This window comes from Phycicoccus ginsengisoli (assembly GCF_054779295.1).
The window spans coordinates 46,170-66,144 of the sequence record NZ_BAAGYN010000005.1 but is presented as its reverse complement, the minus strand read 5'-3'; the positions used below and the strand labels follow the sequence as shown (position 1 = coordinate 66,144).

Annotated in this window: 25 protein-coding genes; 5 read left to right on the top strand and 20 right to left on the bottom strand. The window is 72.8% G+C overall.

Annotation, left to right across the window (positions count from 1 at the left end; all coding sequences use genetic code 11):
- Position 1 precedes the first annotated feature (1 nt).
- From ACYVDO_RS09695 to ACYVDO_RS09675, 5 genes are all read right to left on the bottom strand, one after another.
- Positions 2-736 (bottom strand): phosphoglyceromutase, encoded by a 735-nt coding sequence (locus tag ACYVDO_RS09695; protein ID WP_460935206.1) that lies wholly within the window; start codon positions 734-736, stop codon positions 2-4.
- A gap of 9 nt (positions 737-745) precedes the next feature.
- Complete coding sequence (locus ACYVDO_RS09690; RefSeq protein ID WP_460935204.1) at positions 746-937, bottom strand: DUF6767 domain-containing protein; 192 nt, start codon at positions 935-937, stop codon at positions 746-748.
- 40 nt (positions 938-977) lie between these two features.
- Complete coding sequence (locus tag ACYVDO_RS09685) at positions 978-1,529, bottom strand: YbjN domain-containing protein (protein WP_460935203.1); 552 nt, start codon at positions 1,527-1,529, stop codon at positions 978-980.
- Complete coding sequence (gene mshA, locus ACYVDO_RS09680; RefSeq protein WP_460935202.1) at positions 1,526-2,974, bottom strand: D-inositol-3-phosphate glycosyltransferase; 1,449 nt, start codon at positions 2,972-2,974, stop codon at positions 1,526-1,528. The genes ACYVDO_RS09685 and mshA overlap by 4 nt, the downstream gene beginning before the upstream one ends.
- 62 nt (positions 2,975-3,036) lie before the next feature.
- Positions 3,037-3,813: a hypothetical protein gene (locus ACYVDO_RS09675; RefSeq protein ID WP_460935201.1), complete on the bottom strand. Its 777-nt coding sequence runs from the start codon at positions 3,811-3,813 to the stop codon at positions 3,037-3,039.
- Positions 3,814-3,970: 157 nt separating this feature from the next.
- Here ACYVDO_RS09675 and ACYVDO_RS09670 point away from each other — a divergent pair, with 157 nt between their 5' ends.
- Positions 3,971-4,786 carry a class I SAM-dependent methyltransferase gene (locus ACYVDO_RS09670; RefSeq protein ID WP_460935200.1) on the top strand — a complete coding sequence of 272 codons (816 nt, stop codon included), beginning with the start codon at positions 3,971-3,973 and terminating at the stop codon, positions 4,784-4,786.
- Here the strand turns inward: ACYVDO_RS09670 and ACYVDO_RS09665 are convergent.
- The 7 genes from ACYVDO_RS09665 to ACYVDO_RS09635 form a co-directional block, all read right to left on the bottom strand.
- Positions 4,774-5,178 carry a phosphomannose isomerase type II C-terminal cupin domain gene (locus tag ACYVDO_RS09665; RefSeq protein ID WP_460935198.1) on the bottom strand — a complete coding sequence of 135 codons (405 nt, stop codon included), beginning with the start codon at positions 5,176-5,178 and terminating at the stop codon, positions 4,774-4,776. The two genes, ACYVDO_RS09670 and ACYVDO_RS09665, sit on opposite strands and share 13 nt — an antisense overlap.
- Positions 5,179-5,189: 11 nt before the next feature.
- Positions 5,190-5,528: a DUF2516 family protein gene (locus ACYVDO_RS09660; RefSeq protein ID WP_460935196.1), complete on the bottom strand. Its 339-nt coding sequence runs from the start codon at positions 5,526-5,528 to the stop codon at positions 5,190-5,192.
- A 28-nt stretch (positions 5,529-5,556) separates the two neighbouring features.
- Entirely contained in the window at positions 5,557-5,982 is a 426-nt protein-coding gene (gene dtd / locus ACYVDO_RS09655) for a D-aminoacyl-tRNA deacylase (RefSeq protein ID WP_460935194.1), read from the bottom strand.
- Between the two features lie 3 nt (positions 5,983-5,985).
- Entirely contained in the window at positions 5,986-6,966 is a 981-nt protein-coding gene (locus ACYVDO_RS09650) for an asparaginase (protein WP_460935192.1), read from the bottom strand.
- Positions 6,967-7,143: 177 nt separating this feature from the next.
- Complete coding sequence (locus tag ACYVDO_RS09645) at positions 7,144-7,830, bottom strand: hypothetical protein (RefSeq protein WP_460935190.1); 687 nt, start codon at positions 7,828-7,830, stop codon at positions 7,144-7,146.
- Between the two features lie 15 nt (positions 7,831-7,845).
- Positions 7,846-8,358, bottom strand: coding sequence for a helix-turn-helix domain-containing protein (locus ACYVDO_RS09640; RefSeq protein ID WP_460935188.1), 513 nt, complete (start codon positions 8,356-8,358; stop codon positions 7,846-7,848).
- A 166-nt stretch (positions 8,359-8,524) separates the two neighbouring features.
- Positions 8,525-9,373 (bottom strand): beta-keto acid cleavage family enzyme, encoded by an 849-nt coding sequence (locus tag ACYVDO_RS09635; protein WP_460935186.1) that lies wholly within the window; start codon positions 9,371-9,373, stop codon positions 8,525-8,527.
- A gap of 122 nt (positions 9,374-9,495) precedes the next feature.
- Here ACYVDO_RS09635 and ACYVDO_RS09630 point away from each other — a divergent pair, with 122 nt between their 5' ends.
- Positions 9,496-10,926: a tyrosine-protein kinase domain-containing protein gene (locus ACYVDO_RS09630; protein WP_460935184.1), complete on the top strand. Its 1,431-nt coding sequence runs from the start codon at positions 9,496-9,498 to the stop codon at positions 10,924-10,926.
- A gap of 53 nt (positions 10,927-10,979) precedes the next feature.
- Here ACYVDO_RS09630 and ygfZ read toward each other — a convergent pair whose 3' ends face one another.
- Positions 10,980-12,023: a CAF17-like 4Fe-4S cluster assembly/insertion protein YgfZ gene (gene ygfZ / locus ACYVDO_RS09625; RefSeq protein ID WP_460935182.1), complete on the bottom strand. Its 1,044-nt coding sequence runs from the start codon at positions 12,021-12,023 to the stop codon at positions 10,980-10,982.
- The gene (locus ACYVDO_RS09620) at positions 12,020-12,433 is read right to left on the bottom strand and encodes a Fur family transcriptional regulator (RefSeq protein ID WP_460935180.1); all 414 of its coding nucleotides are present in this window, start codon (positions 12,431-12,433) and stop codon (positions 12,020-12,022) included. Before ACYVDO_RS09620 ends, ygfZ begins: the two co-directional genes overlap by 4 nt.
- A gap of 56 nt (positions 12,434-12,489) precedes the next feature.
- Here ACYVDO_RS09620 and ACYVDO_RS09615 point away from each other — a divergent pair, with 56 nt between their 5' ends.
- On the top strand, positions 12,490-13,509 hold the full coding sequence (locus ACYVDO_RS09615; protein ID WP_460935178.1) for an LCP family protein: 1,020 nt from the start codon (positions 12,490-12,492) through the stop codon (positions 13,507-13,509).
- Positions 13,510-13,567: 58 nt separating this feature from the next.
- Here the strand turns inward: ACYVDO_RS09615 and ACYVDO_RS09610 are convergent, their stop codons facing one another.
- The 3 genes from ACYVDO_RS09610 to ACYVDO_RS09600 are packed head-to-tail and all read right to left on the bottom strand — an operon-like array spanning position 13,568 to position 15,582.
- Entirely contained in the window at positions 13,568-14,497 is a 930-nt protein-coding gene (locus tag ACYVDO_RS09610) for a hypothetical protein (RefSeq protein ID WP_460935176.1), read from the bottom strand.
- Positions 14,497-15,081 (bottom strand): arsenate reductase/protein-tyrosine-phosphatase family protein, encoded by a 585-nt coding sequence (locus ACYVDO_RS09605; protein WP_460935174.1) that lies wholly within the window; start codon positions 15,079-15,081, stop codon positions 14,497-14,499. The genes ACYVDO_RS09610 and ACYVDO_RS09605 overlap by 1 nt, the downstream gene beginning before the upstream one ends.
- A 3-nt stretch (positions 15,082-15,084) precedes the next feature.
- Positions 15,085-15,582: a heme-binding beta-barrel domain-containing protein gene (locus ACYVDO_RS09600; RefSeq protein ID WP_460935172.1), complete on the bottom strand. Its 498-nt coding sequence runs from the start codon at positions 15,580-15,582 to the stop codon at positions 15,085-15,087.
- Between the two features lie 122 nt (positions 15,583-15,704).
- Here ACYVDO_RS09600 and ACYVDO_RS09595 point away from each other — a divergent pair, with 122 nt between their 5' ends.
- The gene (locus ACYVDO_RS09595; RefSeq protein WP_460935170.1) at positions 15,705-16,076 is read left to right on the top strand and encodes a DsrE family protein; all 372 of its coding nucleotides are present in this window, start codon (positions 15,705-15,707) and stop codon (positions 16,074-16,076) included.
- A 15-nt stretch (positions 16,077-16,091) separates the two neighbouring features.
- On the opposite strand, the gene ACYVDO_RS09590 is transcribed toward ACYVDO_RS09595, so the two are convergent.
- Complete coding sequence (locus tag ACYVDO_RS09590; protein WP_460935168.1) at positions 16,092-16,949, bottom strand: hypothetical protein; 858 nt, start codon at positions 16,947-16,949, stop codon at positions 16,092-16,094.
- 16 nt (positions 16,950-16,965) lie between these two features.
- Positions 16,966-17,226, bottom strand: a complete 261-nt coding sequence (locus ACYVDO_RS09585) for a MoaD/ThiS family protein (protein WP_460935166.1) — start codon at positions 17,224-17,226, stop codon at positions 16,966-16,968.
- A gap of 83 nt (positions 17,227-17,309) precedes the next feature.
- On the opposite strand from ACYVDO_RS09585, the gene ACYVDO_RS09580 reads away from it, so the two are divergent.
- A complete protein-coding gene (locus ACYVDO_RS09580) occupies positions 17,310-17,999 on the top strand; it encodes a response regulator transcription factor (protein ID WP_460935164.1) in 690 nt (229 codons plus the stop codon).
- 105 nt (positions 18,000-18,104) lie between these two features.
- On the opposite strand, the gene ACYVDO_RS09575 is transcribed toward ACYVDO_RS09580, so the two are convergent.
- Complete coding sequence (locus ACYVDO_RS09575; protein WP_460935162.1) at positions 18,105-19,964, bottom strand: bifunctional metallophosphatase/5'-nucleotidase; 1,860 nt, start codon at positions 19,962-19,964, stop codon at positions 18,105-18,107.
- Between the last annotated feature and the right edge of the window lie 11 nt (positions 19,965-19,975).

Here is a 19,975-nt window from a genome sequence, read left to right as displayed (position 1 = left end):
CCTAGCGGCCCTGGTTCGCGACGGCCGCGGCGGCCTCGGCGGCGGCCTCGGGGTCGAGGTAGCGCGCCGGCTCCGACGGCATGAAGTCCTCGCCGAGCGTGTAGAGCAGGGGCTGGCCGGTCGGGATGTTGAGCCCCGCGATGTCCTCGTCGCTGATCTGGTCGAGGTGCTTGACGAGCGCACGCAGGCTGTTGCCGTGGGCGGTGACCAGGACCGTCTCCCCCGCCCGGAGGTCGTCCTGGATCGCGCCCTCCCAGTACGGCATCATCCGCGCGATGACGTCCTTGAGGCACTCGGTGCGCGGCACGTCCACGCCGGCGTAGCGCGGGTCGCCCGTCTGGTCGTACTCCGAGCCGACCTCGATGGGCGGGGGCGGGACGTCGAAGGACCGGCGCCACAGCATGAACTGCTCGTCGCCGTACTTGTCCCGCGTCGCGGCCTTGTCCAGGCCCTGCAGGGCACCGTAGTGGCGCTCGTTGAGCCGCCAGCTGCGCCGCACGGGGATCCAGTGCCTGTCAGCGGTGTCGAGGGCAAGGTTGGCGGTGGTGATGGCCCGGCGCAGGACCGACGTGTGCACCACCGTGGGCAGGATCCCGTTGTCCTTCAGCAGGGTCCCGCCGTTGACCGCCTCGGCCCGGCCCTTGTCGTTGAGGTCGACGTCGACCCAGCCGGTGAAGAGGTTCTTGGAGTTCCACTCGGACTCGCCGTGACGCAGCAGGATCAGGGTGTGGGCCATGGCCGCAGCCTAGTGCGCGACCCGCGCCGCCCGGACTGCTGCCCGCTGCTCGGCCAGGGCCGCCCGCAGCTCGGGGTCGTCCATCGCGAGGTAGACCAGTCCGCAGTCCTGCGGACCCGTCGCACCGGGGAAGCACAGCGAGCACGGGTCGCCCGGTCGCAGGGGGCACTGTGCGACGGGGCGAGGACGGGTGCTGGTCACGACACCACCATCGCCGGGCGCCGAGCCGCGCGCGAGGGGCCTAGGTCCCGTCGCGAGGGGCCTGGGTCCCGTCGCCGTCCGGCCCCGGGTCGCCGGCACGCTGCAGCAGCGGCCGGAACGCCTCGAGGTTGCGCAGCGACTCCCCGCGCGAGACGCGCCAGTCCCACTCCTTGCGCATGGACCCGAGGAACCCGATGGCGAGGAGCTCGTTGAAGTGCGAGTCGGCCGCCTCGAGCACGGCGCCGCACAGCCGATCCAGGTAGGCCGCGTCCACGCCCTGGAGGGGGACGCGTCCGGTGACGTACACGTCGCCGGAGGGGTCGATGGCGTAGGCCAGTCCCGGCAGGCGCAGGTTGCGCCGCAGCAGGTAGCGGTAGAACTCGGCGTGGTTCTCGTCCGGGTTGCGGATGACGAAGGCGGAGACGGACAGGGAGTCCTGCCGGACGATCAGCGAGGCCACCGTCCGCAGCTTCTTCTCGCCGGGCAGCGTGACGACGTACTCGCCGGCCCGTGCCCCCGGCCCCCACTCCACCCCGGCGTCCGCCAGGAACTCCTCGATCGCCGCAGAGGCGGAGGCGCGGACGGCGCTCACGGGACCACCGCCGACGGCACTGCGGCCAGGGAGTCTCCGGGACGGACCCGCCCGCCCGGACGTGGGGTGGCGCCTCCGCTGCGCCCGACGTCTGCGCCGGGGCGAAGTGCCCCGCCGTCCCGCTGCCCGTCGAGGTCTGCGGCAGCGGCCGCCGGCCTCGCCGGCTCAGCCATCGCCGCCTCCGGTGCGCCGAGGTTGTCCAGTCGGGCACGCCCCGCCTCGACGTAGACCTCGAAGAGGCGCTCGGTCGTGCGGTCCCAGCCGAACAGGGCCGCGTGCTCCACGGCTCGGCGGGACAGCTCCTGCCGTCGGCCCGGGTCGAGCAGCAGCGACTCGATCGCGTCCGCCCAGGTGGGGACGGCGTGACCGTCGACGAGGACGCCGGCGTCGCCGACGGCGGTCGGCAGGCCACCCACGTCGGCAGCGACCACGGGGGTGCCGCACGCCTGCGCCTCGACCGCGACGAGGCCGAAGGACTCCGAGTGCGAGGGCACGGCGACGAGGTCGGCTGCGCGGTACCACTGGGCGAGCTCGGGCCGGGGCACGGGCGGCACGAAGCGCACCTGCGCGGTGACCCCGAGCTGCTGGGCCAGCTGCTGCAGCGACTCGGGGTGCTCGAGCCCGGAACCGCTCGGGCCGCCGAGGATCGCCACCACCAGCTCCCCCGCCCACGAGGGGTGCCGGGCCAGCAGCTCGGCGGCCGCCCCGACCAGGACCTCGGGAGCCTTGAGCGGCTGGATCCGCCCCACGAACAACAGCACCTTGGCCTCGGCAGGCAGGCCCACGGCCGCCCGCGCGGCGAGCCGGTCACCCGGGGCGAACAGCTCGAGGTCCACCCCCGGCGGGACCACGACCACCTTGCCGGGGTCCGCGGCATACAGCTCGATGAGCTCGCGCCGCTCGCCCAGGGTGTTGGCGATGAGGCGGTCCGCCGCCTCGACGACCTGCACCTCGCCGATCTCGCGGCCCGCCGGCTCGGGGGCGTCCTCGGAGGCGAGGTGGAGGTTCTTGACCCGCGCCATGGTGTGCATCGTGTGCACGAGAGGCACCTGCCACCGGTCCGCGGCCAGCCAGCCCACCTGCCCGGAGAGCCAGTAGTGCGAGTGGACGAGGTCGTAGTGGCCCTCGGGCGCGTGGGCGCCGATCCGCATCACCCCGGCCGCGAACGCGCACAGCTGCCCGGGCAGGTCGTCCTTGCGCAGCCCCTCGAACGGCCCCGCCGTGACGTGCCGGACCAGCACCCCGGGCTCGAGCTCGTGCACCGGCGGCTGGTCCCCCGACGTGGCGCGGGTGAAGATCTCGACCTCGACGTCGCGACGGGCCAGCTGGCGGGCGACCTCGACGACGTAGACGTTCATGCCACCCGCGTCGCCGGTGCCCGGCTGCTCCAGGGGCGAGGTGTGGACGCTCAGCATCGCGACGCGGTCGATGCGGTCCGGGGCCATGCGCCCGAGTCTGCCACCTGGGGCAGGACCCGGCTGTCCAGCCCGGACCGCGGCGGGACGGGTCAGCCGGTGCCCTCGGCGTGCGACTGGGACGAGACGCTGAGGAAGGTCGCGTCCGACCAGATGTGGACGTCGGTGCGTCCCGGTGCGCGGACGTCCACGCCGCGGGGCACCCGCTGCGGCCCCAGCCCCACGTCGGTGCCGAGGTTGCTGGTGAACGCGGCCTGGCCCTCGAGGGTCGTGGGGCGCAGCCACCGGGCGGACCCGCGCAGGTTGACGTGCGGCAGGCCCGGGGGCAGGCCTGTCGTGAGGGGGCGGTGGTCGAGGTGCCACACCACACCGTCAGCGCCGTTGACGTTGACCCCGATCTTGACGACTCCCCCGGCGAGCTCGATGCGCAGGGTGAACGGCAGGGAGCCGTGGCTGTCGAAGAGCTCCCCCACGTACGTCGCGCGACCGGGGAGGAAGACCAGGCTCTCGACCCGCATGTTGTCGAACCGGCGGTCCACGTGCTCGTGGGTCGAGCTGCCGGTGCCCGTCGTGCGCCCCTCGACGGCGGACAGCAGCGATCCCCCGATCACGGACTGGAAGAGCAGGCTGTCACCACGGACGACCCGCATCCCGTCGGTGTACAGGCTCACGGTCACGCCGCCACCCAGGGTGGCCACCCCCTTGGCGTCGGCCTCCACGGTGAGCAGGCCCGGCGTGACGGTCTGGAAGCCGCGGTCGTCCCCGAGCCACTTCGGGACGTGGGTGACCAGCCCCAGCAGCGCGAGCGCGCCCAGCGAGGCCACCAGCGCGACCATGCTGCGGCTGATGTCCTGCTCGCGCCACCGCACCCGGCCAGCGTAGAGGGGTCGAGGCACCGTGACCGCACGGTCGCTCGTGGGGGAGCGCCGCGCGCCGGGTGTCCTGCACACGGCGGTCGCAGCCTTCCGTGGGGCGGTGGCGCCAGCCGTGGCGGGCGGCGCCGTGCGGTCTCCGTATGCTGCGCGCGTGGCTTCGCAGCGTCCCGTCGGCACCGTGACCCGCGGGACCACCAACCCCAACCGGCTGCGCCGGGTCGACCGGTGGCTGGCCGGCCCCCAGGCGTGGCGGCTGCGGACACCGTCCGCTCCCCCCGTGGTCGTGGACCTCGGCTACGGCGCCTCACCGGTGACGGCCGTGGAGCTGCACGACCGGCTGCTCCGGGTCCGGGCCGACGTGCAGGTGGTCGGGGTGGAGATCGACCCCGGCCGGGTGGAGGCAGGTCGTCCCCTGGCGCGGGAGGGACTGTCGTTCCGGCTGGGTGGGTTCGAGGTGCCCCTGGCGAAGGGCGCCCGCGCCACCGTGGTGCGCGCCTTCAACGTGCTGCGCCAGTACGACGAGGACGAGGTCGCCGACGCCTGGCGGACCGTCCAGGCCCGGCTCACCGACGACGGCCTGCTCGTGGACGGCACGTGCGACGAGCTGGGTCGTCGCAGCACGTGGGTGGCGGTGGACCGGACCGGTCCGGTGTCCCTCACGCTGTCCTGGCGGCTGCGTGGGCTGCAGGCGCCGTCGGAGATCGCCGAGCGGCTCCCCAAGGCGCTGATCCACCGCAACGTGCCCGGCGAGCCCGTCCACACCTGGCTCAGCGCGCTCGACCGGGCCTGGGCGCATGCCGCCCACCACGCCAGCTTCGGGGCGCGGCAACGGTTCCTCGCGACGGTCGAGACCCTGCGGGACGAGGGCTGGCCGGTGCACGACACCGCGGCCCGGTGGCGCCTCGGCGAGGTCACCGTGGCGTGGGAGGCCGTCTCGCCCCTGCCGTCCGCGGCTCAGCGGGCGTAGTCGTCCTCGAGCCGCACGATGTCGGCCTCGTCGAAGTCGCCGTAGGCGATCTCGAGGAGGCGGCCCGGCCGGTCCCCCTTGTTGGCCATCCGGTGCAGCGAGCCCACCGGCACCCACACGGACTCCCCGGGCGCTGCGCTCCAGGTGCGCTCGCCCACGGTCACCTCGATCGGCACGTCGAGCACCTGCCAGAACTCCCCCCGGTGCGAGTGCGTCTGCAGCGAGAGCCGGTGGCCGGGCTCGACGGTGATGATCTTGACGGTGACCCGCTCGTTGGAGACGAACTGCTGGAAGTTCCCCCAGGGACGGTCCACGCTGAAGATGCCGTCGCGCGGGTCGGGCAGCGCCTCGGTGGTCGTCGCCGTCGGCGCCTCGGTGGTCCTGTCGCTCATGTTTCCCCCTGTCACCACGGGCCGTAGGGACCCATGTGCTGGTTGCCCCCGCCTCGCCCTCCGCTGACCTGCCGCAGGGCCGGGCGCACGTCCGCGAGGTAGATCGCCGCGCCGACGAAGCCGATGAGGCCGATCGAGAACAGCAGCCCGGACCCGATCGAGATGAACCCGAACAGCGCCGCCACCGCCGTCACGATCGTCCAGAACTTCTTGGTGCGCTTGCCCGCCGCGACGAACGCGTCGGGGCGGTTCCGGACGCAGTCCACCAGGGCGAAGAGCTCGGCCCCGAAGGCCGCGAGGCTCAGCAGCCAGACGACGAGGTTCTGGGCCGACCCCAGTGCGGAGAACATGCCGCCAAGAGTAACGGGACCGGGCCGCTCACACGTCCACCACGAGCGTGACAGGTCCGTCGTTCACCAGCTCGACCTGCATCATCGCGCCGAAGATGCCCGTCGCGACCTCCAGGCCGCGCTCGCGCAGCGCCGCCACCAGCGCGTCGACCAGCGGCTCGGCCACCGGCCCCGGCGCCGCGGCGCCCCAGGAGGGGCGGCGGCCCTTGCGCGTGTCGGCATACAGGGTGAACTGGCTGACCACGAGCACGGGCGCACCCTCGTCGAGCACCGACCGCTCGTCGTGCAGGATGCGCAGCTCGCTGATCTTGCGGGCGAGCGTGGCGACCTGGTCGGGACCGTCGTCGTGGGTGACCCCGACGAGGGCCACGAGGCCCGTCCGGGTGATCTCGCCCACGACCTCCCCGTCGACGACGACCCGCGCGCGGGAGGCTCGCTGCAGGACGGCGCGCACGGCTCAGATCCCGACCGCGACGACCGCCCCGACGGGCTCGCCGTGGCCGAGGACGGGCGCGTCCTCGAGCTGGGCGAGCGCGGCGGACTCGATCCCCAGGCGGCGCATGACGGCGGCGAGGATGACCGGCTTGGCGCGGGTGCCGCCGTCGGCGACCTTGAGGGCGATGCCGCGGCCGTCGGCCAGGCCGACGGCATACACCGCCTCGGCGCCGTCCTTGGCGACGAGTCCGGGAGTGCCCTCCACGAGGGCCGTGACGTCGCGGCCGGTGCCGCCCAGGTATGCCGGGAACGCCCGGATGCCGTCGGCCACCATGGCCTCCGGGGTGCCGGGCTCCGCCGAGGCGAGGCGCCCGAACGCCCGGGCCAGTCCCGCGAGGGTGACGGCCATGACGGGGGCGCCGCAGCCGTCGACGGCGGTCGCCGTGATCTCGTCACCGGTCAGGTCGGCCAGCGTCGCGGCCATCGCGCGCTGCAGGGGGTGCTCCAGCTCGCGGTAGGTCGCGGTGTCCCACCCGTTGACGACGCAGGTGGCGAGCATCGCCGCGTGCTTGCCCGAGCAGTTCTGGGTGATCGGCAGCTTGCCGCCACCGCCCCGGATCACGGCGTTGCGGGCGGTCTCGTCGAGCGGGTAGTCCGGGGTGTTCTGCAGGGCGCCCTCGGTGAGGCCGACCGACGCCAGGACCTCGCGCACCCCGGCGAGGTGGAAGTCCTCGCCCGAGTGGCTGGCGGAAGCGAGGGCCAGGTGCTGCGGGGCGAGCCGCAGCCCTGCGCGGACCATCGCCAGGGTCTGCAGCGGCTTGTTCGAGGACCTCGGGAAGACCGGGTCGTCGACGGCGCCCAGGGCCAGCAGGTGGCCCCCGTCGGCGTCCGTCGCGACGACGGACGCGCGGTGGGCGGACTCGACGAAGCCGCCGCGCACGTAGTGCGCGAGCACCGGGGCCTGGTCGAGGGCGGGCGGGGTGGGCAGGGCCGGTTCGGTCACCCGGCGAGGGTATCCACCACGGTGCCGGGAGGCGCCGCGGGGCGACCGGCACCCACCATCGTCGGGGACGGGGTGGACCCGGGAGGCGCCGCCGGGCGACGGGCACCACCACTGCCGGGGACGGGGACGGCCCCCACCCGGAGTGCGGGTGGGGGCCGTCTCACGCGGCAGGAGCGGTCAGTCGCCGACCTTCTCGGCGGCAGCGGCCGTGGCCTTGGTGCTCGCGGCGGCCGTCTTGCGGGCGCTGGTGGCGGCGCGCTTGGCCGAGCTCTTCGTGGTCGCGGCGGACTTCTTCGTGGTCGTCGCCGTGCGCTTGGCGGCGGTGCGGGTGCGGGCCGCCGACTTCTTCACGGTCGCGGTGGCCTCGGTCGCCTCGGCGCTCACCGAGTCCGCGACGGCGTCGACGGTGGCGGCGGCCTCGCGGCGGCCCGTCGTCAGCGTGGCCTTGGCCGAGCGCTGGATGTCGGTGGCCGACTTGCGCACGGTGGTCACCGCACCCTTGCCGAGGGCCATGGTGGACTCGGCCTGGGCGAGCAGGTCGCGGGTGGACTTCTGGGTCCGCACGCGCTTGACCAGCTTCTCGCCCCGGGCGACGACGGTCTCGTACTCCTCCTGGGCCTTGCCGGCCAGGACGAGGCCACGGTTCAGCGCGAGGGCGGGCAGCTCCCTACCCTGCTCGAGGGCCTCGGCGGCGCGCGCCTGCGCCCGGGACTGCAGGGCGGTCGGGTCGAGCTCGGCGCCGACGGTGCGGGCCTTCAGCCGTGCGGCGCGGACCTTCTCGACGGCGAGGTCGGTGAGCCCGACGACGGCGTAGACGGGGGTGGTGTCCGTGACGGTCTTGCGGATGTCGGCAACGAGTGCCATGGGAATCTCCTTCGGTCAGGCGGTGGGCTTGGTCGGGCGGGCGGTGGCGGCCTTGCCGGCTGCCGCCCGCTTCGCCGGCCTGGCGGCCGGCTTCCCTGCGGTCGTGGTGGCCGCCGGACGGGTGGTCCTGCGGGCGGCCTTCGCAGCGGTGCTGGCGGCGGGCTTCCCGGCACCGACGAACGAGTCGTAGATGTCGAGCAGGGCCGCCTTCTGGCGGTCGGTGAGCTCCGGGTCGGCGCCGATGACGGCCCGGGTGTCGAGCGGCTCGGCCTCGTGGCCGTGGCGCTCGTCGAGGATCCCCGCCCGCACGTAGAGCGACTCCGCGGAGACCTCGAGGCCCTTGGCGAGCTGCTGGAGGATCTCGGCGCTGGGCCTCTTCAGGCCCCGCTCGATCTGCGACAGGTAGGGGTTGGAGACCCCGGCCAGCTCCGACAGCTGGCGCAGCGAGAGCCGGGCCGACTGACGCTGCTCGCGCAGGTAGTCGCCCAGGCTGTTGCCGGCCAGCGGGCCGAGCGGGATCCGGGTCATGTCTCCAGTGTGCTTGCTGAAGTTAGCAAAATGCAAACCGCAGGCAGCGTGACGGTGGCCACACGGCGACACGACGCGCGAAACAACGGTTGCGCGGCAACCCGCGGGACAACAACCCGAGGTATGCCGCGCAACCGTTGTTTCGCGGGGGCGGGGGTGGGGACGGTCAGGCGGCGGGGCGGCGGTCCTTGACGCCGAGCAGGGCGCGGGCGTCGTCGGTCGACATCGCCGGTCGCTGCATCACGTCGGCGAGGTGGGCCGCGCGCTCGACGAGCTGGGCGTTGTGCTCGACCGGCACGCCCCGGGCGTAGACGACGTTGTCCTCCATGCCGACGCGCAGGTGCCCGCCCGCTGACAGGGCCGCCGCCGCGACGGGCAGGTGCGAGCGCCCGATGCCCGTGGCCGACCACGAGGTGACCTCGGGCGGCAGCATCGCCACCCCCGCCATGAGGGCGGCCGTCGTGCCCGGCATACCCCCTGGCACGCCGGTCACGAAGTCGACGTGCACCTTGCCCCCGAAGGGCAGGCCGTGGCGGTCGAGCAACCGCGCGAGGGCGGCCACGTGGCCGAGGTCGAACAGCTCGAACTCGGGGACGACCTCGCGCTCCTGCGCCTGGACGTACAGGTCGGACATGAAGCCCCAGGGGTTGAGGAACACGTCGTCCCCGAAGTTGGTGGTCCCGCACGTCAGCGAGCACGAGTCCGGCTCGGCGTCGAGGACGGTGAGCCGCTGCTCGAGCGGGTCGTGGACCGAGCCGCCGGTCGAGAGCTGCACGACGAGGGCGGTCTGCTCGCGGAGCGCCTCGACCGCCGCCGCGAGGTAGGCGTGGTCCAGGGTCGGGCGGTGGTCGGCGTCGCGGATGTGCAGGTGGATCATGGCCGCCCCGGCGGCCTCGCACGCGGTGGCCGTCTCGACGAGCTCCTCGAGCGTCGTGGGCAGCTGCGGCACGTCGGCCTTGTCGAGCTCGGCGCCGGTCGGCGCGACGGTGATGAGGGTGCCGGGGGTGGTGGGCATGGCGACATTCTGGCAGCGACCGCCCGCGCCTGAGCCCGCGGACCAGCGGGCTCGTGTGGGAGACTGAGCACCGCTTGCGCGCAAACACGCGCAAACCGGTGCCGACGACGGGCCGGGGTGACATGAGCGAAAGCGGGACCGTGGACCTTCACGACTACTACCGGGTGGTGCGCAAGCGCTGGCGCACGATCGCCTCCTGCACCCTTCTGCTGGTCGCTCTGGCGGCTCTGCTCACGCTCTGGAGCCCGAAGACGTACCAGGCCCGGACCCAGCTGTTCGTCTCAACGTCCGGGGGGTCGGACTCCACCCAGCTGCTGCAGGGCAACACGTTCACCCAGCAGCGGGTCAAGTCCTACGCCGACCTCATCAACACGCCGACCGTGTTGAGCCCGGTCATCAAGCAGCTCGGCCTCGACATCACCCCCGACGCCCTCGGCGCCAAGATCACGTCTGACGTTCCCCTCGACACCGTGCTGATCGACGTCCTCGTGACGGACCGCGACCCCCAACGCGCAGCCGCGATCGCCGACGCCGTGGGCAAGCAGTTCAGCAGCACCGTGGCGGAGCTCGAGCGGGTCTCCGACTCCGCCCCGAGCCCCGTCAAGGTGTCGGTCGTCCGCCCCGCGGCCGTCCCGAACGGGCCGATCAGCCCCAATCCGGTCAGGAACATCGGGCTCGGCGTCGTGCTGGGCCTCCTGGTCGGGCTGGGCGCGGCCCTGCTGCGGGACACCTTCGACACCTCGGTGAAGAGCGAGCGAGACGTGAAGGACGCCACGGACGAGACCATCCTCGGCGGTATCGCCTTCTCCGAGGAGAGCGCCAAGCAGCCGCTGATCATCCAGTCCGACCCGCATGGGCCCCGCGCCGAGGCGTTCCGCTCCCTGCGCACCAACCTGCAGTTCGTCGACGTGGCCACCCACCCCCGCTCGATCGTCTTCACCTCTTCCCTTTCGGGCGAGGGCAAGACGACGACGACCGCCAACCTCGCCATCAGCATGGCGGCAGCCGGTGCACGGGTGTGCGTCATCGAGGGCGACCTGCGGCGGCCGCGCCTGCTGCAGTACATGGGCATGGAGGGGTCGGTGGGCCTGACCAACGTCCTCATCGGCCAGGCCGACCTCGAGGACGTCATCCAGCCCTTCGGCGACACAGGGGTCCAAGTCCTGGGCGCGGGGCAGATCCCGCCCAACCCGAGCGAGCTCCTGGGCTCGGAGACGATGGCGCGGGTCATCCGCCAGCTGGAGCAGATGTTCGACTACGTCGTCATCGACGCCCCGCCCGTCCTGCCCGTCACCGACGCGACGGTGCTCAGCACCATCACGGGCGGCGTCGTCGTGGTGGCCGGCTGCGGCGTGGTGGCCAAGGAGCAGCTCACCCGGACGATCGCCTCCATCAAGGGCGTCAACGGCAACGTGCTGGGCATCGTGGTCAACCGCATCCCGACCCGCGGCGCCAACGCCGAGACCTACTACTACGGCGAGGGGTATGCGCCCCTGACGCCGGACCGCAGCCGCCGCGAGCGGGCCCGCGACCGCCAGAGCGTGCGCGTCTGACCGCCGCCCGCCGCATCGACCGGCCCGCCACCCCGAGTGGCGGGCCGTCGTCGTCAGGGGACGACGACGACCTCCTGCGCGGCGCTGACGCCGCCGGCGTCGAGCGTGGCGTCGGTCGGAGTGTTCCGCTTCACCAGGGCCAGTGCGATGGGGCCGTCCTCGTGGTGCCGGGCGACGGAGGTCAGGAAACCCACCTGGCGCTCACCCGCGGTGACCGGGGCACCGCGCTCGGGAAGGGTGTGGCCCGACCCGTCCAGGTGCAGGAAGACGAGCCGCCGCGGCGGCCGCCCCAGGTTGTGCACGCGGGCGATGGTCTCCTGCCCGCGGTAGCACCCCTTGTGCAGGTGGACCGCCGTCCGCAACAGGTCGACCTCGTGCGCGATGGTGCGGTGGTCGGTCTCGAACCCGAGCCTCGGCCGCCACGCCGCGACCCGCAGCGCCTCGCTCGCCCACGTACCTGCGAGGTCACGGTCCGCCACGGCGTCGCCGAGCCCGTCGCGAGGGACGAGGACCTCGCGCCAGCGCCGGCCCTCGGCCGGATGCCCCTCGAGGAGTCCGTATGCCGCCGTGTCGCCGACCGGGCCCGGCCACGGGTCGCGCCAGGCCAGGTGCTCGCCCGGCTGGGACTCCGCGGCGGAGGGCTCACCCACGACGGCCCACCCTGCGGTGACGTCTGCGACCTCCACGCGGAGCATGAACCGCATCGAGTCGAGCCAGGCGACGAGCGCGGCCTGCGTGCCCGGCTCGGTGGTGAGCCACGTGGTGGTCCCGTCGTCGACGAGGTGCAGGTCGTGCTCGATGTGCCCCTTGGGACTGAGGACCAGGGCCTCCCGGGACTCGTGCGGGTCCAGGCCCGTGAGCTGCTGGCTGGTGATGGAGTGCAGCCAGGAGAGCCGGTCGGGGCCAGTCACGGTGACGACACCGCGGTGGGAGAGGTCGACCACGGCCAGGCCCTCGGAGAGCAGACGCTGCTCGCGCATCGGATCGCCGTAGTGGGCCGCCACCCCTGCATCGGGGCCGTCACCCTCCACCGCTCCCGGCTGGTCCAGCAACGAGGACCGGGGGACCGGCACGACCGCGTCGGTGTCGTCTGTCATCGGCTGCACTCTGCACACTCCCCGTGGACGGCCATGTGGGTCACGTCAGCGACAAAGCCGCTGGCGGCAAGAACATTCCCGACGAACCCCTCGGCGAGGCGCTCGGGGCACTCGTCGACCCGGCCACACAGGCGGCACACCAGGTGGACGTGACCCGCGTGGTCGGCGAGGTGGTAGCTCGGCGCCCGGTGGTCCAGGTGGGTGTGGCCGAGGACCCCGAGGGACTCGAGGGCATCCAGGGCGCGGTAGACCGTGGACGCCGCGAGCGGCGGCCCGCCGTCGGCGGCGACGAGCGAGACGACCCGGTCGGGCGTCACGTGCCCCTCCCGCGTGACGACGTGGAGCACCCGGCGACGCTGGGGCGTCATCCGCAGGCCCCGGGCGCGCAGCTGCTCTCCGACGTCCTGCACCCCCCCACTCTACGGTCCTGGCACGAACCGGCCCCCGGGTTACCTACACTGGGCGGGTGCTAGACCAGTTCGAGCAGACCAGGCCCAGTTCGCCGACCCCCCGCCGCAGGCACCGGGTCCGGCGCGTCATCGCGATTCTCGTCGCGCTCGTGGTGCTGGTCGTGGTCGGCGGGGCCGCGGCCTACCTGCTGTTCCTCAACCACACCGTGGAGGCGAACGTCAAGCACGAGTCGCTGCTCCCCACGCCGGGGGTGAGCGGTGCGGAGGCGGCACCGACCAAGAAGCCCAACGCCGCCAAGGCCCAGAACATCCTGTTCATCGGGTCCGACGCACGCGCAGGTCTGGCCGGCGCCCGGTCCGACGTCATCGTGCTCATGCACGTGTCCGGGGACCGCTCCAAGGTCACGCTCGTGCACTTCCCCCGGGACCTGTACGTCAGCGTCCCGGGCCACGGGAAGGACAAGATCAACGCCGCCTTCGCCTACGGCGGCGCCCCGCTGCTGGTGCGGACCCTGCAGGACCTCGTCGGCGTGCCGATCGACCACGTGGCGATCAGCAACTTCGAGGGGTTCAAGAACATGACCGACGCGGTCGGCGGCGTCAACGTCTACGTCGAGGAGCCGAGCAACGAGGGCGGCGTCGTCTTCCGCAAGGGCTTCCAGGAGATGAACGGGACCCAGGCCCTCGCCTTCGTCCGCGAGCGGCACCAGCTGAGCGAGGGAGACATCTCCCGCGGCCGGCGTCAGCAGGCGTTCATCAAGGCCCTGCTGCTCAAGTCGCTCAGCAAGGACGTCCTCACCAACCCGGTGCGCCTGGCGCAGTTCGTCGACGCGGGCACGAAGAACCTCATCGTCGACGAGAAGTTCAGCGTCGGCGAGATGCGTAGCGAGGCGCTGTCGATGCGCAACCTGCGCGGCAAGGACGTCAGCTTCGTCACTGCCCCGTTCGACGGCTTCGGCACTTCCCCCGTGGGGGCGTCCATCGACATCCTCGACGAGCCGGGCATGCGGGCGCTGGGCGACGCGCTGCAGAACGACGCGATGGCGGACTACACGGACAAGACGCTGACGCCCTGATCGGGAAGGCGCTGACGACCTGAAGGGTGCCGCTTCGGGGTGGTCCAGCCACTCAGGGCTACGGGGTGGTCCAGCCGCTCAGGTCGCTCTTGGCCGTGCGGACCTCGTCGCCGATGCGCAACCAAGCCCTGTCGGGCGTCAGGGACAGCGCGACGGTTCCGGGCTCGACGGACTCCAGGTCGGTCTCGACGCAGCCGACCGCCTTGGTCGGCGACCCGCTCGCCACGACCGCAAGGCCCTTGCAGCCGTCGACGGAGGGCGTGACGAGGTAGGAGTCGCCCGAGCCGTCGATTGCGACGGCCAGCGCGCCCTCGGCGGTCGTGACGGTGCGCCACGACGAGCCGGTCTTGCTCGAGAGCAGCTTGCCGTCCGCGCAGAGCACCTGGGTGCCGCTGTCGACGACGGCAAGGTCCACCACGTCAACCGATCCGCAGGGCTTTCCCCGCTTGCCCGGGGGGATGCCCACCGTGTCGGAGGCACGCGGGTCGCGGTACCAGGCGTCCTTCGCGCTCACACCGGCTCCGAAGTCGGCGCTGACGGCTGAGGTCTGCTTGAACGAGGGGGTGCAGGCGCCCTTGTCGGCGCCCACGGCGAAGGCGGAACCGTCGTCACGGACCCTGATCCGCACGATGACGTCGAAGGGAGCCGAGCGCGGGCCCCAGGTCTTGCCACCGTTGGTCGTCAGCTCGAGCGTCGCGCCACCCTTGTCGCAGGAACCCCGGGTGAAGCGGAGTGCGCGCCTGGCGTCGAGTCCCACCACACCCACGGCTACGGGAGCCACCTTGAGAGCCTCCGGAGTGGAAGGGGCCGTGGCGGTCGAGGGTGTGGGCGTTGTGCCCGCCGCCCCCTGGCCGGCCGCGCCGACCGTCTCCCCGCCACGGGCGACCGGCTGGCGGGTGCTGTTCACCGCGAAGCCGACCAGCGCGACGTCCACGACCAGGAAGGCGGCCAGCGCGACCAGGCCGGCTCGCTCGGTGAGCGGCGCCATCAGGGCCGCCCAAGGGCGGTCACGACGGCGGGCAGGGAGGCACCGATCTCGTCGGCCATCTGCTCGAAGACCTCGGGACCGCGGCGGTAGGGGTCGACGATGTCGGCCTCGGCGTCGGGCAGCGGGGGACGCACCCCCCGCTGCGCAACAGCCAGGGCCACGACCCGCGCGACGTGCTCACGGGCCGAGCCCGAGGGCCGGCCCACCGCTGCGGGGTCCACCCCGCCGAGCAGGTCGGCGAACTCGCGGAAGGCGAACACGTAGCGAAGGGCGCGCGGGTGCAGGGTCGCCACCTTGCCGCGGTGGGCCCGGGTGGCAGTCAGCACGAGGTCGGCGGACTCCACGTGCTCGGGGAGCAGGGTGCGAGCCACGAAGCCCTCGGCCGGGTACCCGAGCCGGTCCATGATGACCCGCGAGCCCTCGTCGACGGGGTCGCCAGCCAGGGCCCCGGTCCCACCGCTGGTGACCTCGACCTCGCCCGGGCCCCACGACCGGTCGAGCTCGGTCTGCAGGGCACGCTCGAGGTAGGGCGAGCGGCACACGTTGCCCGTGCACACGGTGAGGATCCGCGCGGGCGTCGTCATGGGTCAGCCGACTCGCTTCAGCTCGGCGGAGACGTGGCTCTGCAGCGGCTGGCCGACCGCGGCCATGTCCATCGCCCAGAGCAGGTTGGAGTTCACCAGGCCGTACAGCCGGCTCGCGGCGTTGTACTCCTTGGCGTGCGGGCTGCGCAGGACGCCGTCGGTGCGCAGCTCGACCTTGGCGGGCTCGGCCTTCCCGTAGTACATCTCCACGATGCCGGTGGGGTGGGTCAGCAGCAGCTCGACCTCACCGCCCTCCACGGGGCGCCAGAACCCGAGCTCGGTGGCGAGCGGGCGGACCTTGTTCCCGGCGTCGTCGAGCAGCCAGGTGCGGCTGTGCCACTCCAGGAAGGGACGCCCGTCGTGGCTCACCTCGACCTCCTGGCCGAAGTTGGCGGACTCGATGGTGGGGTAGCCGACGACGCCGGCGCCCTCCCAGCGCCCGATGAGCCAGGCCAGGGGCGCGAGCTCCCGCGGCAGGTCGGTGTCGAGGGTGAACGGCATCAGCGCGGGGTCTTCACCAGGCGGTAGACGACGTACCCGGCGAACCAGGTCACCGCGACGGCCGTGGCCACGAGCAGGGCGATGTAGAACGTGTGCACGCGCCAGATCGTAGCCTGTGGGCCATGTCCGACCTGCGAAGCCGCCTCGTCGTCAAGGTCACGTCCGGCGTCGAGGCCCTCGAACGGCTCAACCAGGCGTTCACCGTGGCCGCCACGGCCGCCGCCAGCGGGGTCGAGGTCAGCCTCTGGCTCACCGGAGAGGCGTCGTGGCTCGCGGTGCCGGGCCGGGCGGAGCAGGTGAGCCTGCCGTATGCCGCGGAGCTGGCCGAGCTGCGCGACGCCGTGCTGGCGTCGGGCTCGCTCACCGTGTGCGGCCAGTGCGCCGCCCGGCGGGGCCTCGAGGTCGCCGACCTGGTGCCGGGGACATCGGTCCGGGGGGCGGCCGCCTTCGTCGAGGAGGTCATGGCCGACGGCGCGCGGGCGCTCGTGTACTGACCGGGCGCCGGGGCCTCAGCCGGAGAAGAGCGGCGAGGTCACCACGGTGAAGGCCACGACGCCCACGAGCATCGACGCGGCCATCGCCGAGGCGAGCTGTGCCCGGGGTTGCGGCGAGGCCGGCAGCGGCGCGAGCACCCGGCGGGTCGCGTGCGAGATGGCCGCCGCGAGCAGCCCGAGGAGGGCGGCGGAGCCCACGGTGGGCTCCCCTGCGACGAGGGCGACCACCAGGGCCGCGACGCCTCCGCTGAACATGGCGATGAACAGGGCCCACTGCCGCAGGCGGGGCACCGAGATCAGCGGGTCGGCCAGCGCGCCGACGGCCAGGCCCGCCATCGCCGCCGCCAGCCCGTGCTGGCCGTTGAGGAACTGCGGGATGGCGGCGAGGGCGGCCCCGGAGGACACCACCGCCAGCCCGGCCACGACGGACGCGACCGACTCGGTGAGCCGTGGCCGGCCGTCCCGCCGCAGCAGCTGGTGGCCGAACGCCACGATGACCGCCACCGCCATGGCTGCCGGCAGCCACTCCAGGTAGGGCTCGTCCCGGGTCAGGAACACCGCGCCGGTGGCCAGCGCGGTGCCCACCGACAGCACCGTCGTGGTCCCCCTCGGGCTGGGGAGCCCGAGCAGCACCGGCCAGCCCCAGGCGAGGACGAAGCCCGCCAGCGCGACCGCGACCGCGACGAACCTCGGGCTGGCGTACCCCGTCAGCGCGACGAGGACGGCGAACGCCACGGTGGCCACGATGGACACCGGTCGCACGGCCAGTGCCCGGCGGGGCACGTCGTGGCGCGAGCCCTCCGCCTGCGCGCGGCGTTCGCGGCGCGTCAGCGGCAGGACCGGTGCTGACTCCTGCTCGGGGACCTCGGGCACAGCCCGCATCCTCCCATCACCCCCCGGCGAACGGGGGCAGGACCTCCACCACCGCCCCGACCGGCAGCGGGTCGGAGCGCTGGGCCGCCCTGCCGTCGAGCAGCAGGCTGCTCACGGCGGCCACGGCCGCCAGGCCCGGCCGCAGGGCAGTCGCCGCGGCCACGGCGTCCCCGACCGTCGAGCACCCGGTCACGACGTCGCACTCGGCACCGGCGGCGGCACGCGCACCGGCCCAGTAGCGAACGGTGACGGAGTGCAGGTCCTGCTCTGACGGCATACCTCGTCCTCTCTGGTGGGACATCGATCTCACCATGCGTACCCACCTCCGGTCACGCCACCCTGCCCGTATCCTCGACAGGGATGGCCCGACTGCTGCTCCTCACCAACGCGCTGGCTCCCAGCGCGGACGTGCTGCCGGCCCTGGGGCTCCTGACCCACCAGGTGCGGATCATCCCGGCCGAGCCGACCGCGCTGGTCGACGCTCCTCCCGCCGACGCGGTGCTGCTCGATGCCCGCCGCGACCTGGCCGTGGCCCGGTCGCTGTGCCGCGTGCTGCGCGCCTCGGGCATGTCCGTGCCCCTCCTCGCCATCCTCACCGAGGGCGGCCTCGCCGGCATCACCGCCGAGTGGGGCGTCGACGACGTCCTCCTCGAGTCCGCCGGGCCGGCGGAGGTCGAGGCGCGGCTGCGGCTGGCCGTGGGACGCATCGCCGAGGCGCAGGAGCCCGAGGAGCTCCAGATCACCTCCGGGGACGTGACGATCGACGAGGCGACCTACTCGGCCCGGGTCAAGGGGCGGCTGCTCGACCTGACCTACAAGGAGTTCGAGCTCCTCAAGTACCTCGCCCAGCACCCCGGCCGGGTGTTCTCCCGCGCGCAGCTGCTGCAGGAGGTGTGGGGGTACGACTACTACGGCGGCACGCGCACGGTCGACGTCCACGTCCGGCGCCTGCGGGCCAAGCTGGGGGTCGAGTACGAGGTGCTGATCGGCACCGTCCGCAACGTCGGGTACCGCTTCGTCCCCGCCGAGGACGTCGCGGCCGACGCCTGAGCGGCCCCCACCCACGCACGCACGGCGGACGGCGCCCCACCCGGTCTCGGGTGGGGCGCCGTCGCGGTGTCGCTGTGCCGAGCCCGCTGGTGGCTCGGCACCGGGTCACGGCGTGGTCGTGATCCGGGTCAGCGGACCGGGGGTGTAGGGCGAGCTCGCCTCGAGGTAGTTGGCGAACGCGTCGATGTCCAGGCCGCCGTAGTAGACGTTCGTCCCCTTGGCCATGGTCGGGAAGTTGTCCCCACCGCCCTGGAGGAAGTTGTTCGTCACGATCCGGTAGGTGGTGGTGTCGACGAGCGGCTGGCCCTTGAGGGTCACCGCCCCGAGCGTGGTGCCCGAGTAGGTGTAGTTGAAGTCCTTGTTCACCTGCAGGATCTTCTTGGCGGTGCCGGAGTTGCTGCCGCTCCACTGCTCGGTGAGCAGCTGCTTGATCTGCGCACCGGTGAGGTCGAGCGAGACGAGGTAGTTGTTGAACGGCTGCACGCCGAACGCCTCTTCGAAGGTGACGTCACCGGGGGCCTCGCCGTACTTGCTGCTGTCGTAGGTCAGGTCCGTCCGGATGCCTCCGGGGTTCATGAAGGCGATCTGGGGTGCCTTGCCGCCGGTCACCACGGAGGGGTCGGCGAGCTGGGCGTCGGCGATGAGGTCACCGAGCTGGGACTCCCCGCCGGCGTTGCGGTCACGGGTGACGTCGGTCGTGATGTGGCCGATCACCTTGCTGGCGATGGGCTTGACCAGCTCCTTGTACCGGTCGATCAGTGCCGTCTGGGCGCCATCCTTGGGGACGTCCCGGGTCACGATCATGTTGGCGCTGTCCACCGAGGTGCGGACGATGTCCTGGGTGCGGCGGTCGTAGGTCAGCTCGGTGTCGGTGATGAGCCGGCCGAACGAGGACGCCGAGGTCACCATGCGGGGCTGGCCGGCGGGGTCCTTGATGTCGCAGACGTAGGGCTGGTGGGTGTGGCCGGAGACGATCAGGTCGATGGCCGGGTCCAGACCCTTCGCGATGGGCAGGATCGGGCTGTCGGGTGCAAGGCTGCCGCCACCCGTGCAGGTGTAGTCGTAGGTCGGGTTGACCTTGTAGGGCTTGTTGTCCGGCCCGAACCACACCTGCTGGTTCGGGGTGCCGCCCTGGTGGATGAGCACGACGATCGCCTTGACGCCCTGTGCCCGCAGCACGGGGACGAGCGCGTTCGCGGTCTCGACCTCGCCCTTGAACTGCAGCCCGGCGACACCGGCGGCGGTGACGATGGTCGGGGTGTCCTGCAGGGTCATGCCGATGAAGCCGATCTTGGCGCCCTTGATGTTCTTGATCGTGTAGGGCGGCAGGATGGTCTTGTCGGTGCCGGAGTAGACGACGTTCGCGGCGAGGTAGTCGAAGTTCGCACCCGTGAAGGTCTTGCCGCCGGGGCAGGAATCCTGGTTGTTGGCCCCGGTGCCGTCGTTCAGGCAGCCACCGTTCGCCATCCGCTGCAGCTCCTTGTAGCCCTCGTCGAACTCGTGGTTGCCCACGGCGCTCGCGTCGAGGCCGAGCGAGTTCATCGCCTCGATGGTGGGCTCGTCGTGGAACGCCGCGGACAGTAGCGGCGAGGCGCCGATGAGGTCACCGGCGGCCACGGTCAGCGAGTACGGGTGGCCCTTGCGGGCCTCCTTCAGGTGGGTGGCGAGGTACTCCACGCCGCCGGCGTCGGTCGTGACGTCCTTCGGGATGGGATTGCCGTTCTTGTCGAGGACGAGCTTGCCCTCGTCGTCCTTCGTGAACTCGTGTCCCGTGACGATGCGGCCGCTGGAACCCGACGGGGGCTCGAGGTTGCCGTGGAAGTCGTTGAACGACAGCAGCTGGATGTCCATGGTGGGGCCGTTCGGGGCAGCTGTGGAGCTGCCGCCGGTCATGGCCATGCCGGTGGCAGCCATCGCAGCCACCGCGACGACCGCCGACAAGCGGCGGGTGCGCAGAGAGGTCATGTGTGAGTCCT